Annotated in this window: 16 protein-coding genes and 3 pseudogenes; 13 read left to right on the forward strand and 6 right to left on the reverse strand. The window is 41.7% G+C overall.

All coding sequences use genetic code 11. The features are described 5' to 3' along the window. Genes fliP through KW060_RS05130 form a run of 3 tightly spaced genes read right to left on the reverse strand, consistent with a single transcriptional unit; the run spans window position 1 to window position 1,460 of the window. The gene (gene fliP / locus KW060_RS05120; protein WP_274757319.1) at window positions 1-774 is read right to left on the reverse strand and encodes a flagellar type III secretion system pore protein FliP; all 774 of its coding nucleotides are present in this window, start codon (window positions 772-774) and stop codon (window positions 1-3) included. Between the two features lie 25 nt (window positions 775-799). Continuing rightward, window positions 800-1,111: a FliO/MopB family protein gene (locus KW060_RS05125; protein ID WP_249035302.1), complete on the reverse strand. Its 312-nt coding sequence runs from the start codon at window positions 1,109-1,111 to the stop codon at window positions 800-802. Between the two features lies 1 nt (window position 1,112). Further along, window positions 1,113-1,460 (reverse strand): EscU/YscU/HrcU family type III secretion system export apparatus switch protein, encoded by a 348-nt coding sequence (locus KW060_RS05130; RefSeq protein WP_249035303.1) that lies wholly within the window; start codon window positions 1,458-1,460, stop codon window positions 1,113-1,115. A 313-nt stretch (window positions 1,461-1,773) separates the two neighbouring features. Here KW060_RS05130 and flgB point away from each other — a divergent pair. The 12 genes and pseudogenes from flgB to KW060_RS05185 form a co-directional block, all read left to right on the forward strand. Next, a pseudogene (gene flgB, locus KW060_RS05135) lies at window positions 1,774-2,133 on the forward strand (flagellar basal body rod protein FlgB); the annotation flags it as partial. A 33-nt stretch (window positions 2,134-2,166) separates the two neighbouring features. Then, window positions 2,167-2,574, forward strand: a complete 408-nt coding sequence (gene flgC / locus KW060_RS05140) for a flagellar basal body rod protein FlgC (RefSeq protein ID WP_249035304.1) — start codon at window positions 2,167-2,169, stop codon at window positions 2,572-2,574. Between the two features lie 16 nt (window positions 2,575-2,590). Continuing rightward, complete coding sequence (gene fliE, locus KW060_RS05145) at window positions 2,591-2,929, forward strand: flagellar hook-basal body complex protein FliE (RefSeq protein WP_249035305.1); 339 nt, start codon at window positions 2,591-2,593, stop codon at window positions 2,927-2,929. 39 nt (window positions 2,930-2,968) lie between these two features. Next, window positions 2,969-3,235 carry a flagellar biosynthesis protein FliQ gene (fliQ, locus tag KW060_RS05150; RefSeq protein ID WP_249035306.1) on the forward strand — a complete coding sequence of 89 codons (267 nt, stop codon included), beginning with the start codon at window positions 2,969-2,971 and terminating at the stop codon, window positions 3,233-3,235. After that, complete coding sequence (fliR, locus tag KW060_RS05155; RefSeq protein WP_249035307.1) at window positions 3,228-3,980, forward strand: flagellar biosynthetic protein FliR; 753 nt, start codon at window positions 3,228-3,230, stop codon at window positions 3,978-3,980. Before fliQ ends, fliR begins: the two co-directional genes overlap by 8 nt. 3 nt (window positions 3,981-3,983) lie before the next feature. Then, complete coding sequence (gene flhB, locus KW060_RS05160) at window positions 3,984-5,078, forward strand: flagellar biosynthesis protein FlhB (protein ID WP_249035308.1); 1,095 nt, start codon at window positions 3,984-3,986, stop codon at window positions 5,076-5,078. A gap of 446 nt (window positions 5,079-5,524) precedes the next feature. Next, a pseudogene (locus KW060_RS15910) lies at window positions 5,525-5,785 on the forward strand (PAS domain-containing protein); the annotation flags it as partial. A 558-nt stretch (window positions 5,786-6,343) separates the two neighbouring features. Further along, window positions 6,344-7,078: pseudogene (locus KW060_RS15915) on the forward strand (sensor histidine kinase); the annotation flags it as partial. Then, window positions 7,058-7,534: a response regulator gene (locus KW060_RS15920; RefSeq protein WP_476704318.1), complete on the forward strand. Its 477-nt coding sequence runs from the start codon at window positions 7,058-7,060 to the stop codon at window positions 7,532-7,534. The pseudogene KW060_RS15915 and the gene KW060_RS15920, both read left to right, overlap by 21 nt. 215 nt (window positions 7,535-7,749) lie before the next feature. Then, window positions 7,750-8,823 (forward strand): recombinase RecA, encoded by a 1,074-nt coding sequence (gene recA, locus KW060_RS05175; RefSeq protein ID WP_274757320.1) that lies wholly within the window; start codon window positions 7,750-7,752, stop codon window positions 8,821-8,823. 175 nt (window positions 8,824-8,998) lie between these two features. Then, window positions 8,999-11,641 (forward strand): alanine--tRNA ligase, encoded by a 2,643-nt coding sequence (alaS, locus tag KW060_RS05180; protein WP_249035311.1) that lies wholly within the window; start codon window positions 8,999-9,001, stop codon window positions 11,639-11,641. Window positions 11,642-11,667: 26 nt separating this feature from the next. Next, on the forward strand, window positions 11,668-12,852 hold the full coding sequence (locus tag KW060_RS05185) for a cyclic nucleotide-gated ion channel (protein ID WP_249035312.1): 1,185 nt from the start codon (window positions 11,668-11,670) through the stop codon (window positions 12,850-12,852). 53 nt (window positions 12,853-12,905) lie between these two features. Here the strand turns inward: KW060_RS05185 and KW060_RS05190 are convergent, their stop codons facing one another. Next, on the reverse strand, window positions 12,906-14,120 hold the full coding sequence (locus KW060_RS05190; RefSeq protein ID WP_249035313.1) for an NADP-dependent isocitrate dehydrogenase: 1,215 nt from the start codon (window positions 14,118-14,120) through the stop codon (window positions 12,906-12,908). Window positions 14,121-14,240: 120 nt separating this feature from the next. Next, window positions 14,241-14,825 carry an LOG family protein gene (locus KW060_RS05195; protein WP_249035314.1) on the reverse strand — a complete coding sequence of 195 codons (585 nt, stop codon included), beginning with the start codon at window positions 14,823-14,825 and terminating at the stop codon, window positions 14,241-14,243. 184 nt (window positions 14,826-15,009) lie between these two features. Here KW060_RS05195 and KW060_RS05200 point away from each other — a divergent pair, with 184 nt between their 5' ends. After that, window positions 15,010-16,068, forward strand: a complete 1,059-nt coding sequence (locus KW060_RS05200; RefSeq protein WP_249035315.1) for a LysM peptidoglycan-binding domain-containing protein — start codon at window positions 15,010-15,012, stop codon at window positions 16,066-16,068. A 9-nt stretch (window positions 16,069-16,077) separates the two neighbouring features. Here the strand turns inward: KW060_RS05200 and KW060_RS05205 are convergent, their stop codons facing one another. Further along, window positions 16,078-16,515, reverse strand: coding sequence for a hypothetical protein (locus tag KW060_RS05205; protein WP_249035316.1), 438 nt, complete (start codon window positions 16,513-16,515; stop codon window positions 16,078-16,080). Window positions 16,516-16,553: the final 38 nt, after the last annotated feature.

The raw sequence follows: 16,553 nt of genomic DNA on the forward strand, positions 1-16,553 counted from the left end.
TTAAGTCACCCCGGGTGGTACGCCACCTGGGCCAAAGCTTTGTATTAAACTTCCGACCAGTAAGTGCCATCCATCCACCATTACAAAGAATATAAGTTTAAACGGTAATGAAATAAGCACTGGTGGCAACATCATCATACCCATCGACATCAGAATAGATGCGACAATCATATCAATGATAATAAAGGGGATAAAAATCAGAAACCCAATTTCAAAAGCGCGCCTTAATTCACTGATGATAAAGGCTGGTACCAGAATTTGAATTGGTGTATCGGCTTGTTCAGCAGGCACTTCCATGCGTGATAAATCAAGAAATAGCTGCAGATCTTTTTCACGTACTTGGCTCATCATAAATGTATGGAATGGCGTTGTGATGCGTTCATAGGCCTCGTCTTCGGTGATCAGTTCATCAATTAGCGGTGATACGCCCTGATCATATGCTTCTTCAATCGTTGGGGCCATAATGAAAGCGGTCATGAATAAGGCAAGGCTGATTAATACCACATTCGGTGGAGTTTGCTGCGTGCCCATGGCGCTTCTTAAAAGTGAAAATACAATGATAATTCTGGTAAAAGAAGTAACCACAACCAAAATGGCGGGTGCCAGCGATAGCACTGTCATTAACACAAGAATTTGAACGATTTGGCCAGATAGGGCAAAATCCTCTTGTAAGTTAAGGGAAAGTTCCTGTGCATTGGCAGGAATTAGAAAAGCTGATAAGAATAGCCCTAAGATAACCGTAAACGAGCTTATGGTTTTTGGTGTTTTTTTCATGGTTTTCGCTACCAATTATCTTTCCCTAGGTTTGCATGTTGTTATTTTTATTATCAGATTTGATGTTTTGTTCAATAACTATATCTCGCTCAGCACCTAACATAATCAAATGTTCTGTTTGATCCCGCCTAATTAATACTAGTCTTCTTTTCGCATCAACAGGCATGATTTCAAGTATGTCTAAGCGCTTTTTTCTTTCGCCATCTTCATTAACAGTAACGCGTGCAATAAATCCGAGACGTTTGGCTAAATATGCGCAAAGGAAAAGAAGCGCAATGACAAAAGCAAGTGCGATTGAAAATTGTATGATCGTAGCGCCTAAAGAGTATTCTTCCATTTTATTTTTTTATTCCCCTATCTGGGTTGTTTTGCAGGATTGATGATAATTCCTGATGTTTTGATTTTTCCAGATTAATATTTTCATTATAGACGTGACAAAGAATTTCGGAAACTACATTTAATGCTTCAACCGGTATTATACTATCCACATCGAAATTAGATAGTATCTCGACCAGTTCTTCATCTTTTCTGACCTTTACATCATTGTCGAATGCGAGCCTAAGGATTTTCTCTGCATTTTGCCCAGTGCCAGTCGCAGTGATGCGCGGGATATCCTTGCGGCCATCCTTTTGTTCCAGTGCAACAGCCTTTTGGCGCTTGCTTATATTTTGCAGTTTGTCATTCATCTATTAAGGCTCAAATCATGTTTGAATTTACGCTGAATTTATAAAATGCCAAAGCGTTTTGTGTGTTTTAAGTCACAAATTGGAAAATACTTAAAAATTTAAGTATGTATTCATACATCTTAATAGATTGTTAACAGTATGTCTTCAATATGGTATAAATCTACAAATTTACATTTGTAATTTATTAGTGTAGTTTATGGTTAACGTGACTTAATGTCATGATAACAATGCATAGGATAATATAATGGATTTAAAGAACATTTCATTGTTCAAAACTCTCAACCAGAAAATGACCTGGCTGAATGAGAGGTAAGAAGTCCTGGCACAGAATATTGCCAATGCGAACACGCCGGGCTATATCGCCCAGGATCTGGAAGAAGTCAGTTTCGAACAGCACTTGAATAGAACAAATGAGACCGAAAGCGGTCAAAGAAAAACAGTTATGAAGACGAGTGATCCAAGACATTTAAACGCGTCTGGTGCGTCATCTTCAGGATTTGAAATTAGACAGACGACATCGGATTATATGATTTCAACACCAGATGGAAATACAGTTGATCTAGAGCGTGAGTTATCAAAAATGGCAGAAGTCCAAATGGAATATACGCTCGCCAGTAATCTGTATAAAAAACATATTGGTATGATTAAGATGTCACTGGGTAGAAGACAATAACGGTTGTATTAAGTTACGACCCGGAGTTTAGAGATGGACTTATTAAAAAATATGATGATTTCCACCGCAGGAATGAAGGTGCAAAACGTGCGGATGAGAATTATTGCTGAAAACTTGGCGAACCAGGATTCTGTGGCGACGGCACCAGGTGAAGACCCATATCGTCGCAAAAGCTTAAGTTTTCAAAATGTGTTGGACCGAGAAACGGGCCTAAATACTGTTCAAGTGAAAGAAGTTCTATATGATCAGTCAGAATTTGGTATGCGCTATGACCCCGGCCATCCCGCAGCGGATGATACAGGGTATATTAAAACGACCAACGTGAATGGACTTGTGGAATTGATGGATATGAAACAGGCCCAACGTACGTACGAATCAAACTTGAATGCAATGGATGTATCCAAGAATATCGTAATGCGTACGGTTGATTTATTACGTTAGGTTAAAGGAGTAGAAAATGGCAGACTTAAAAGCAATGGATGCTGCAAACGCATACGCGAATGTTATAAAAAATCAGGGTGACGGCTCTGTCGGTTCTGTTGGTAGCATTGGCTCACTTGATGGAAATGGTCAGGGCGCGAGTACATTTTCGGATATGCTTTCTGAAACAATTTCAAGCACGGCAGGGGCCGTTAATGAAAGCGCGAATGCCGGTATTAACGCCATGAGCGGTCAAGCAGAACTCGTTGATGTTGTTACAACGGTTCAAAATACAGAGATGGTTCTTGAAACTGTTGTGGCTGTTCGTGATAAAGTTATTTCTGCATATAATGATATTATCAAAATGCCTATTTAACAGGCGTATGATCTTTCATAACAATTAAGGATATTCTAAATGACCGGGGCGGATTTAATTGATGTGGCACAGGATTCTATCTGGGTCATCATTATGGTAGCTGGTCCGGTAATGATGATTGCGCTGGCTGTTGGTCTTGTTATTTCTCTGTTCCAGGCTCTTACCCAAATTCAGGAAATGACACTTACATTCGTACCTAAGATTATTGCAATTTTCTTTTCGCTTCTCCTTTTTCTTCCCTTTATGGGCGATACATTGGCGGCGTTTATGCAAAGGATCGCGGAACGGATAGTCGGCCTTGTTTAATTTTCTACCTCAAGAAGCATTCGGTTTTTTACTCATCTTTACGCGCCTTGGTACAATGGTGATGATATTTCCTGCGCTTGGTGAAACAAGTGTTCCAGCACGCGTTAGATTATTTCTTTCCTTAAGTATTACTTTGATTATTTACGGCTTAATTCGTGAAAGCATGCCGCTCATACCCAATTCACCTGTTGAGTTGGGTATGATAATTACAAAAGAGATTTTAATTGGGGTGATGATAGGGTTATCGATCAGATTGCTTGTAACAGCGCTTCATGTGGCGGGAACCATTATTGCTATGCAAACCGGGCTTGCTATGGCGCAAGCCTTTGATCCGGCGCAAGGGGGGCAAAGTTCACTTGTTGCAACATTTATGACGTTGCTTGGTGTGGTATTTGTATTTGTCACGGATACGCATCATTTGATGATTTCTGCCATGCATAACAGTTATTCGCTTTTTCCTATTGGTAATGCGCTGATACTAGGTGATTTCGCAGAATTAATCGCGGATACTGTTGCGAACAGCTTTAGGTTAGGATTACAAATTGCCTCGCCGTTTATTGTATATGCTTTGGTCTTTAATGCAGGTCTTGGTATAATCGCAAGACTGGTGCCGCAAATTCAAGTTTTCTTTGTGGCGATGCCGATTAACATTATGATGGGCTTTGTTATTCTAGCTGTGGTAATAGGCGCGGCTATGACATGGTACATCGATTATTTAAGATCAAGTCTGGAGGTGCTTCTTTAACCGATGTCAGACGATCAGGACGACGCACAAAAAACCGAAGAACCCACGCAGAAGAAATTATCCGATGCGATGGAGAAGGGGGATTTTGCAAAAAGCCAGGAAATCAAAAATTGGTTTGTGCTTTTTGGTGCTGCAATCGTCGCGCTTGTCGCCCTACAGGGGCTTGCCAGAAATTTACGCGAAACCATGGCTGGGGTTCTTGAATTTTCTTATCGGATACCGACTGATGGATCGGGCTTTAGAGAATTTATAGGCAATTTGATTTTACAAGTGGGAAGTTTTCTTACGTTTCCCGCTGTGATTTTGGTGCTGGCCGCACTCGCGGGGGCAATGATACAGCACCGCCCCATGCTGACATTTGAAAAAATCAAACCAAAGCTGAATAAAATTTCCCCCATTTCCGGCTTTAAAAATAAATTTTCCATGCAGAATTTTGTCGAATTTCTGAAATCCTGTTTCAAGCTTATTCTCGTAGGAACGATCGTTGTTTTTATCGTCTGGCCGGAAAAAGAAATGCTTGAGAATATGATGACACTGGAAGTCACAGCGATGAACGATATCGTTTATACCATGGTGATCCGTGTCCTGATTGGTGTCGTTATTGTTATGGGTGTGATTGCGGGCCTAGATTTTCTATTTCAGAAATTCCAGTTTATGAAAAAAATGCGAATGACCAAGCAAGAGGTCAAAGACGAGCATAAGCAGTCCGACGGTGATCCGCTTGTTAAAGCAAGGTTGCGTCAAATCCGTATGGAAAAAGCAAGGTCAAGAATGATGGCTGCTGTCCCCGAAGCAGATGTTGTGGTAACCAACCCGACCCATTATTCAGTGGCATTAAAATATGAGCACGGTCAAATGCAGGTACCAAAAGTTATTGCAAAGGGCATTGATGATGTTGCCTTCAGAATTAGAGAAGTCGCCAAGGAACACGATATTCCAATTTTGGAAAATCCACCACTGGCAAGAACGCTTTATGCTGCCGTAGAGGTGGATGAAGAAATTCATAGTGAACATTATCAGGCCGTTGCTGAAATTATCGGTTATGTGATGCGCTTGAAAAAAGGGGAAAGAGTTGTGTATCAAGCGCCAAAAGAATGATACAAACTATAAAAATTAAAAATAATATTGAGGGTCATTAAATGGGAAAAATAGAAAAATCAATGTCGTTTGATTATGGTTTTTTTGTTTCTATGGCAGCCATTGGGGCAATAATATCCTGTGCAACGTTTTTGGGGTTTTATGGCGCCGGAATGGCTGGCGTAGGATATATTGCATCCTCAATTATATTGGTTCTTACTTGTGTTGTACTTTTATTTCAGGTTCGAAAGGCGCGTACCAGCATCAGTCTATTTTCCCCTAAGCAGGAAGTGTTGAAAAATGATCAAGCTGGCGTGGCAATGATGATGACTTCAATGGCGGGTGATGTGGTTTATTCCAATAAATCGGCCAAAAGTTTGTTTGAAACCTATAACCTTGGCGAGCCGAAATCACCGTTAAAACTTCAAATTTCGAATTTAAAAGCACTTAAGCACCTGCTTGAAGAAATGAAAGTAGGTAAAACGGGCTTTGTTGTGTCCGAGGTCGGCGAAAGCGGTAATTACCTCAAGTTTGAAGTAGAGAAAATCTATCAAAATGGTGATTTCTATTCCTGGCGTATATTTGAAAGCGGTGAGGGCGGTAGTTCAATTGAACAATCAAGCGGTTCACAGGATGGCCACATAAAAACGGGCCAAGCATTTGATAATACGGGCATTGGTTTTTTTGTTGTGGATGAAAAAGAAAATATTATCCATGCCAATAAGCATTTCCTTAAAATTATTTTTGGTGAAGATAAACGTCCGGATTTCCCATTTAAACTTGCGCGCGTTACTGATCATACGAAAAGCAATTTAAAAGATTTGGTGCATTTTAATGTTAGCGGCAAGCCATTAGAGTGCTTTGTTAATAAATGGAATAATGACAGCAGTGACGAGCATAGCTGTTATCTGTTTTTTGATCAGCCATATATTTCCGGACGCAATGAAACGAATATTCCGGTCAGTAATAATGAATTCTTTCTAAATTCACCAATTGGTATCGCGGTTGTGGATATTAAAGGGAATATCCGTGAAAAAAATATTGTATTTGGAAATTTTATTTCTGCGCTTGAGCTTGAAAGAACGGATAATATTAAGGATTTTCTAGCAGATGAAAATGCAAAGGTCGTAATAAAGGCGATTAAAAGAACAATTCTTACGGGCAATCCAAGCGACCGCATTGAGCTTAATTTACAAGGCGAAAGCGCAAAGCAAGGACAGTTTTATATCACCCGTGCCAGTGAAATGATTGAAGGCGGGAATGAGGCGGTTATTTATCTTCATGATATTACGGAACAGAAAAACCTTGAACTGCAGTTTTCCCAGTCGCAGAAAATGCAAGCTGTTGGCCAGCTAGCGGGTGGTGTTGCTCACGATTTTAATAACCTTCTGACGGCGATTACGGGATTCTGTGACTTGTTACTTGTAAAACATGGACCGGGTGATCAGTCATTTTCTGATATTATTCAGATTAAGTAGAATGCGAACCGTGCGGCTAACCTTGTACGTCAACTCTTGGCTTTCTCACGTCAACAGACGCTTCGTCCAAAAGTTATTATTATGACGGATGTTGTGGCTGAACTTTCAAACCTATTAAGGCGTCTTATTGGTAGTAATATTGAATTAAGCATGAACCATGGCCGCAATATTGCCCCGGTTCGTGTGGACCAAGGCCAGCTCGAACAGGTTATTATTAATTTATGTGTGAATGCCCGTGATGCGATGCCGGATGGTGGTAAGCTTGAAATTAAAACCAGAAATATTTCCGAAGAGGACTCGTTGAAAGTCACCAAGAAGCACAAAATATTCCCGAAAGGGGAATATATTATGCTTGAGGTCATCGATACAGGTACGGGGATTGAGGAAGAACATCAAAACAAGGTGTTCGAACCGTTCTTTAGCACCAAAGATGTGGGTAAAGGGACCGGGCTTGGTCTTTCAACTGTTTACGGTATTATCAAGCAAACAAACGGTTTCGTGTTCCTTGAGAGTGAAATCGGTGTGGGAACATCGTTTAAAATTTATCTACCGAAATATGTTGAAAGTGCGCAAGATGCGGCCGATGCCGCCGCCGCGGATGCCGCGAAAGAAGAAAAGGCAAAGGATCTTACCGGAAGCAGCACCATTTTACTGGTTGAGGACGAAGATGCCGTTCGCATGTTCGCATCCCGTGCATTAAAGAATAAAGGTTACACGGTTTATGAAGCTGATAGTGGGGTTTCCGCGCTCGAGGTCATTGAAAAAGAAGATATCCATCTTGATCTATTAATCAGTGATGTAATGATGCCGCAAATGGATGGGCCGACACTTGTGCGTAAAATCCGGGAAACTGATAAAGAATTAAAAGTGATCTTTATATCCGGTTACGCGGAAGATGCGCTTGATGATAATATCATGGATAAAGATTTCAATTTCCTATCCAAACCATTCAGTCTTAAGCAGCTTGCGGAACAGGTGAAAGAGGTTCTCGAGAAGTAATTCGTATCTCTCATTCATCTGATTCTATCTTTTTATTGTTCAAAATGCTTAAATTTTGTTCTTTTGTTCCATTTATGTGAGAACAAAAAATAAATATTTGCATAAAAATCATTTAAAATCAGTAATTTATATTTTTCTTTACAAAATAGAACAAATAGGGTACATATCTGTTATTGCAAGCTCTTAAAGCATGTGGGATATAAGGAGACAATAAAATGGCAACATCTAATTTAAAGCTGGTTGGAAAAGATAATATGGATAAACAAAAGGCGTTAGACGCAGCCTTAGGACAAATTGAACGTGCCTTTGGTAAGGGCTCGATTATGAAACTCGGGCAAAACTCATCTGTTGATGTTGAGGCGGTCTCCACGGGGTCACTTGGGCTTGATATTGCACTTGGAATAGGTGGGCTTCCAAAAGGGCGTATCATTGAAATTTATGGCCCGGAAAGTTCTGGTAAAACAACGCTTGCGCTTCATGTTGCTGCGGAAGTTCAAAAAGCAGGTGGCACAGCGGCATTTGTTGACGCGGAACATGCGCTTGATCCGGTATATGCAGGCAAGCTTGGTGTAAATCTTGATGAGCTTTTAATTTCACAACCGGATACCGGTGAACAAGCACTTGAAATTACGGATACGCTTGTGCGTTCCGGTGCGATTGATGTGTTGGTGGTGGATAGTGTGGCTGCGCTTACACCGCGTGCTGAACTTGAAGGTGAAATGGGCGATAGTCACGTTGGTCTTCAGGCTCGCTTGATGAGCCAGGCGCTGCGTAAGCTGACCAGCTCAATTTCCAAATCAAATTGTATGGTTATTTTCATCAACCAAATCCGTATGAAGATCGGTGTGATGTACGGTAGCCCGGAAGTAACAACAGGTGGTAATGCGCTTAAGTTCTATTCATCCGTTCGTATTGATATCCGCCGCATTGGTGCAATTAAGGAAAAAGATGAAATCGTCGGCAACCAAACGCGTGCCAAGGTCGTGAAAAACAAGGTCGCACCACCGTTTAAAGTGATCGAATTTGATATCATGTATGGTAAGGGTATTTCCAAAATGGGTGAACTTCTTGACCTTGGTGTTAAGGCGAACCTCGTTGAAAAATCCGGCTCATGGTATTCATATGATAGCCAACGTATTGGTCAGGGCCGTGAAAATGCGAAACGCTTCCTTGAAGAAAATCCGGAAATGGCTGAGCAGCTTGAAAGTGCGGTACGCGTTAATGCGGGCATTCTTGATGATGTGATGCTTAAAGAAGGTGCCGTTCGCGACGAAGATGATATGGAATAAAACAGTTAACCAATCCCAGCAAACTTTAAGGTACCGGTTTTCCGGTACCTTTTTTTGTGTTTAAGGCCAATTGCCATCTGGACTTGAAAGGCATTGACCTTTAAAAGACTTTGAATATTTCCCGACAATGTGGGATAAAGCATTTAAAGAAAAATCAAGATAACGAGTGAACAAAATGAAGAGTACCAATGAAATAAGAAGTGCCTTTTTAAATTATTTTAAAGACGCGGATCATGAGGTCGTCGCAAGTAGCCCATTGGTGCCGGATAATGACCCGACATTGATGTTCGTGAATGCGGGTATGGTGCCTTTTAAAAATGTGTTCACTGGTATGGAAACACGTCCGTATGACCGTGCAACAACAAGTCAGAAATGTGTACGCGCAGGCGGTAAACATAATGATCTTGATAATGTTGGTTATACGGCACGCCACCATACATTCTTTGAAATGCTCGGCAATTTTTCATTCGGTGATTATTTTAAAGAAAAAGCAATTTTTTCTGCTTGGGATTTAATCACCAATGTATATGGCATTGATGCGAGCCGTTTGCTTGTTACCGTTTATCATGATGACGATGAAGCATTTGATTTATGGAAAAAAATAAGCGGCCTTCCAGAAGACCGCATTATCCGTATTGCGACCAATGATAATTTCTGGTCGATGGGTAACACAGGCCCATGCGGACCTTGTTCAGAAATTTTCTATGATCATGGCGATCATATTTGGGGCGGCCCCCCTGGCACACCAGAAGAAGACGGCGACCGTTTCGTAGAAATCTGGAATTTGGTCTTCATGCAGTTTGACCAGCAGGAAGACGGTACACGTGTTCCGCTTCCAAAGCCATCTATTGATACAGGTATGGGGCTTGAACGTATTGCTGCGGTTCTGCAAGGCACCCACGATAATTATGAAACAGACTTATTTAAAAAACTGATTGAGGCATCAGCCGAACATAGTGGTGTTGAACCATATGGTGATCATAATACATCACACCGTGTAATTGCTGACCATTTACGATCAACATCATTTTTGATTGCTGATGGCGTACTACCATCAAATGAGGGTAGAGGATACGTACTTCGCCGTATTATGCGCCGCGCAATGCGTCACGCCCACATGATTGGCTGTAAAGAACCATTAATGCACCGCCTTGTTCCGGCACTTGTTGGTGAAATGGGGCAAGCCTTCCCGGAACTTGTACGTGCAGAGGCCTTAATCGCTGAAACGTTACTTCTTGAAGAAAAGCGTTTCCGTAAAACACTTGATCGTGGCATGCGCCTTCTTGATGAAGCGTTGGAAAACATGTCTGCTGGTGGTGTGTTGGACGGTGAAATTGCTTTTAAACTGTATGACACTTACGGTTTCCCGTTAGACCTTACACAAGATGCGCTTCGTACCAAAGATATGACTGTTGACGAAGAAGGCTTTAACGCGGCTATGGAACGTCAAAAAGCAGAAGCCCGTGCTGCATGGAAAGGGTCAGGATCAAGCGCAACAGAAGCTGTTTGGTTTGAAGCACAAGAAGAGTTTGGCGGAACCGATTTCGTAGGTTACAGCACAACTCATGCAGAAGGTAAGGTGCTGCAGATTGTTTCTGGTGAAAAAGTTGTTGATAATGCATCAGAAGGTGATGATGTATCCATTCTTGTGAACCAGACACCATTTTATGGTGAAAGTGGTGGTCAGGTTGGTGATATTGGTACATTCAAAACGGAAAGCGGCGCTTTAGTTGAAATTACTGACACTGAAAAGAAACTGGGCGCACTGCATATCCATGTGGGTAAGGTGACGTCTGGGTCAATCAATAAAGATGATGTTGTTGAAATGCAGGTGGATGTTGAAAATCGTGATAAAATTCGCGCGAACCATTCTGTTACTCATATTATTCACGCGGCTCTAAGAAATAAGCTCGGTGATCATTTAACACAGAAAGGCTCGCTCGTTTCCGCAGATAGAATGCGTTTTGATATCAGTCATTCAAAGGCGGTAACTGCAGATGAAATTAAATCCGTTGAAGACGAAGTGAACCAAATCATTCGGCAAAACACAGAAGTGACAACCCGTCTTATGACACCAGAAGAGGCCATCGAGGCCGGCGCTATGGCTCTATTCGGTGAAAAATACGGTGATGAAGTGCGTGTTGTTGCAATGGGTAAGGCAGCAGATGGTAAGGATTATTCCGTTGAACTGTGTGGTGGTACACATGTGAAACGCACAGGTGATATCGGTTACTGTAAGGTCATTTCCGAAGGTGCTGTCTCCGCAGGTGTTCGCCGCCTTGAGGTCGTAACAGGACAAGCAGCATGTGATTATTCCGCAGAACAGGAAAATTACCTGACAGGTGCGGTTGCAACCGTTAAATCAACGCCTTCTGATCTTCAGGAACGCTTGAATGCGATACTTACTGAACGAAAAGCAATGGAAAAAGAAATTGCGGATCTTCAGAAGAAAGTAGCACTTGGCGGCGGAAACAATGGCGGTGATGACGTTAAAGAGGTAAACGGCATCAAATTCCTTGGTCAAGTTCTTGAAGGCATTCCTGCAAAAGAATTACGCGGTCTTGCTGATGATGCGAAAAAACGTCTGGGTAGTGGTGTTATTGCCTTTGTTGCGGTTAATGATGGTAAAGCTGCGGTACTTACTGCGGTAACGGATGATTTAAAAGATAAAATCAGCGCCGTTGACCTTGTTCGTGTGGGTGCAGATGCCGTTGGCGGCAAGGGTGGTGGTGGCCGCCCTGATATGGCACAGGCGGGTGGCCCAGATGGTGCAAACGCCGCAGAAGCAATTACAAAAATCGAGGGTATGTTAAATTAACAATTCAGGGACAACCGGAATTATGTATGAAGGAAGAACGTAGCTTAAGACGAAAAATATTTAACATCATTGAAATCGGTGCCAGCGGCCATGCTGCGGGGCGTTTCTTTGATGTATTTATGATTTTGCTTATTCTTTTGAATATATGTGCTGTCGCCCTTGAAACTGTTGAGCCGCTCCGTCATAAATACGGATCAGAGTTTCTATATTTTGAAATTTTTTCATTGGTGATATTTATCATCGAATATTTCACGCGTATCTGGACCTGCGTTGAATACCGGCCAAAACCGGAAATGGCGGGCAAGGGAAACTTCAGAACCCGTTTCATCTTTTCACCCTTAATGGTGATTGATTTTATTGCCATTGCCCCGACCATTCTATTCTCATTCATTGGAATTGATTTGCGTTTCTTGCGGGTGTTCCGTTTCTTACGTCTGTTTAAATTGATGAGATATTCACCAGCGCTGGCATCATTAGGCAGTGTATTTATCGCTGAAAGACGCGCGCTAATTGCGACGTTGATTATTATGCTAGGCCTCGCGTTATTTGCATCGAGTATAATGTATTATCTTGAACGTGGCGCGCAGCCGGAAGCATTCGGAAATATTCCGTCATCCATGTGGTGGGCGTTTGCGACACTTACGACCATTGGATATGGTGATGTAGTGCCGATTACAACATGGGGAAAGGTTTTTGGTGGCGGGATCATGATCCTTGGTGTTGGTGTTTATGCCTTACCAATCGGCATTATCGCGTCTGGATTTGCCAATGAAATTCATCGCCGTGATTTTGTGGTTCGCTGGGGGCTTGTTGCCAATGTGCCGTTATTTCATGGCCTTGATGCAAATCTTATAAACAGGATCGCCAAACGGTTAAGATCACAGATCGTTGAAAGCGGTAAATTAATCGCTTATGAGGGGGAAAAGGCAGATAAGCTTTTTCTGATTGTTTCCGGTTCTGTTAGATGCAGAAACGAAGAAGGCGAAAATCATCTGCATAAAGGGGCATTCTTTGGTGCAAGGTCACTGCTTGAACGAACGACATATCATGCAAATTATGTTGTGACTTCCAGGGCGCAATTACTGGTGCTTGATGCTGCGGATTTCCATCATCTGCTTGATCAATATCCGGCGCTTAAAGAAAGATTGGAAAAATCATCAAATAAGGACCTGAATAAGGATTTTGGGCAGGCTAATATAGACGATTTATAATAATAAAAAAGGCGGGAACAAGTCCCGCCTTTTCATTGAATTCTTTAATGGAATTAACCCATTTCTTTTTGCAGGTTTTCATCGATTTTGTCGAAGAACTGCTTGGATGTAAGCCAGTTTTGCTCTGGTCCAACAAGTAGGGCTAAGTCTTTTGTCATGTCGCCTTGTTCAACTGTTTTCACACATACTGCGTCAAGTGCATCAGCAAATTGACGTAGCTTGTCGTTGCCATCAAGGTTCGCACGGTGACGTAGACCACCTGTCCATGCATAGATAGAAGCGATTGGGTTTGTTGATGTTTCTTCACCAGCTTGATGCAGACGGTAGTGACGTGTCACTGTACCGTGTGCTGCTTCTGATTCAACCACTTTCCCATCTGGTGTCATTAGACGTGATGACATTAGGCCAAGTGAACCAAAGCCCTGTGCAACTGTATCTGATTGAACGTCGCCGTCATAGTTTTTACAAGCCCAAACGAACTTACCGTTCCATTTCATCGCACATGCAACCATGTCATCGATTAGACGGTGTTCATAATGAAGGCCAGCTGCTTTAAACTTGTCAGCAAATTCACTTTCGTAAACTTCTTCAAATAGATCTTTAAAGCGACCATCATATGCTTTCATGATTGTGTTCTTTGTTGAAAGATACACAGGCCATCCAACATCAAGGCCGTAGTTCATGCTTGCACGGGCAAAATCACGGATACTGTCGTCAAGGTTATACATCGCCATTGCAACACCGGATTTTTCAAACTGGTATACTTCGTGTTCGATGGCTTCGCCGCCGTCTGCTGGTTCAAACTTAACTGTAAGTTTACCAGCGCCTGGTACGCGGAAATCTGTTGCGCGGTATTGGTCACCAAATGCGTGACGACCGATAACAATCGGGTCAGTCCAGCCAGGAACCAGACGCGGAACGTTTGAACAGATAATCGGGCTACGGAATACTGTACCACCAAGAATGTTACGGATTGTACCATTTGGTGAACGCCACATTTTCTTAAGGCCAAATTCTTCAACGCGTTGCTCATCAGGTGTGATTGTCGCACATTTTACGCCAACGCCAATGTCACGAATTGCATTTGCAGCATCAATAGTGATTTGGTCATCAGTTTCGTCGCGTTTTTCGATTCCTAGGTCATAGTAATGAAGATCAACATCAAGGTATGGGTGGATAAGACGTTCCTTAATCCAAGCCCAGATGATGCGTGTCATTTCGTCACCGTCAAGTTCAACGACGGGATTATCTACTTTAATCTTGGCCATGTTATTCCTTCTATTTTTTGTTATTTGCTGCAATCAGCAAAAATTGTTGAGAATCCTTTATATTCGCGCGCAAATTAGCACCAGATCCTTCAACATGGAAGGATATTATTGCCTTTTTGCCTAAATTAATGTGTTTTTCGGGTCAATTACAGGGTCCGGTAGGGTTTCAAGTAATGGTAATACCTCTTCCGGCGTATCTACCACATGAAATAAATTCATGGTTTCCGGGGCCGTAAATTCATTTTTGATGATATTATTCAGCAAATCCATAAATGGATCCCAATACCCTTCATGATTAAGTAAGACAATAGGTTTATCATGCAATTTTAACTGGGCCCATGTAATGGCTTCAATGGTTTCATCAAGTGTCCCGATGCTGCCCGGTAAAACCAGAAAAGCATCCGAATGATCAAACATCATGCGTTTTCGTTGATGCATGTTATCGACAATGGTCAATTTTGAAATATCATCATGGGATTTTTCCGTTTTATCCAGATGGCCGGGAATAATCCCATGAACATTGCCGCCATGATCCATAACGCTGGTGGCGATAACGCCCATAAGGCCAACGTTACCGCCGCCATATACAAGTTTTATGTTGTTTTCTGCTAAAATCTTGCCAGTATTTTTTGCAAGATCAGTGAAGGAGTTTTTGTTTCCCGGGCGCGAACCACAGTAAACACAGATTGATTTTATTTTTGTCATCGTAATATTTTAATTTTTAGCCACATATTTGACAAATTTTATTTTTAAAAATTATCTTTGAGGGCGAAATTTATCAGAATTATTAAATTGCTGAAAAACTTACTGGTAATTATATGGTCAAAGACTATATAAGTTATATGATTAACGTTAAAATGCTTCAGAATTGTGAAGTCGGAAGATAAAATTGAGCGATTATTTAAATCACCAACGTAATAAACAAGGTTCTGGTATTAAGTTCAGCTTATCCATACTAGCTGTAGTCGCGGTATGTGCTGTAATTTGGGTTATATTTTTTGCTGATGATGGCACAGACGAGGATTTCGCAGCCGTTGAGGAGCCAGCGCAGACAGAAGAAGCAAGTACTGTCGCTGATCCGGGTGCGCCGGTCACAAGCGCAATTGTTCCAAGTTTCGATGTGGTTCGCATTAGCCGCAATGGCACAGGTGTTATTGCCGGACGTGCGGCACCAAATAGTGATGTGACAATCTACGCTCGTGATAAACAAATCGGCACGGCGATCGCCGACCGTAATGGTGAATGGGTGTTACTCTTTGATGATCCGCTTCCAAGTGGCCCTACAGAATTAAGTATTATTGCAAGAACTGGTGGTGATTTTGAAATTGCGTCTAGCGATATTGTTATTGTTGCGGTTCCTGACCGTAATGAAGAACGCTTTACCAATGATGAAACGGACGGTGTTGTAGCAATCCTGACACCAAGAACTGGTAACGGGCCAAGCAGAGTTTTACAAAAACCACAAAACGTGAATATGCTATCCGCAGCGAAGGGGTTATCACTTGATGCCCTTGATTATACGGAAAACGGTAAAACCGTTATCAACGGTAGCGCGGTTGCTGGTGCAAGTGTTCGTATTTATCTTGATAATCAATATATGGGCGAAGTTCAGTCAGATGAAGAGGGAAGCTGGAGGTTCGAGCTTACTGATACCCTAACATTTGAAGAGCATGTCATTAGATTGGATCAAATTCTTGATGATGGAAATGTTGAGGTACGTATCTCGCAGCCGTTTAACCCTCTTTCTGAGCTGGATAGAGAGCGCGCAACGGGTGATGTGATTGTAAAACCAGGCAACAGCCTATGGCATATCGCAAGAAAGCTTTATGGATCGGGTTATCATTATACGGTGATTTTCGGTGCGAATAGAGATTTGATTGTGGATCCGGATCTTATTTTCCCAGGGCAGGAATTAACACTTCCTCTTGATCAACTGGAAATGGATTAATTTTTATAATCAAGCTTTTTGATTGGTGCCGTCTTCGATGCTTAACACATTCATTGTGTCGGCAATGATTTCTAAAACTTCTTTAACATCAAGTAATGTGTAAAGTATTGTTTCCATAACCTTTTTCGCATTAATTTCGCCGTTAATTGTGGTGCTGACCGGGAATGTTAGGTTGCAATGATGATCAAGAGTGATCAGGTTATGAGCCATTAGATGGCTGAAATTTTTAAGTATTTTTTCACGGCGGGATTTATTTTCAGAACTATACGGAAGATAGCCTATTTGCGCAGTCAGATTTATATCATATGAACCGTAATTCTCACTATTAATCACTTCACAATCAAAATTAATACCATGATAGTTAAACTGATAGTAAAGCGGTAGCAGCGTTTCATAATCGACGTTATGGTCATCGACCATATCCATATGTAAATCTAAACCGTTCATGTTTTTATAGAAAGTTCCCTAATAATTTGCTGGAATTT

This window comes from Pseudemcibacter aquimaris (assembly GCF_028869115.1).
Lineage (GTDB): Bacteria > Pseudomonadota > Alphaproteobacteria > Sphingomonadales > Emcibacteraceae > Pseudemcibacter > Pseudemcibacter aquimaris.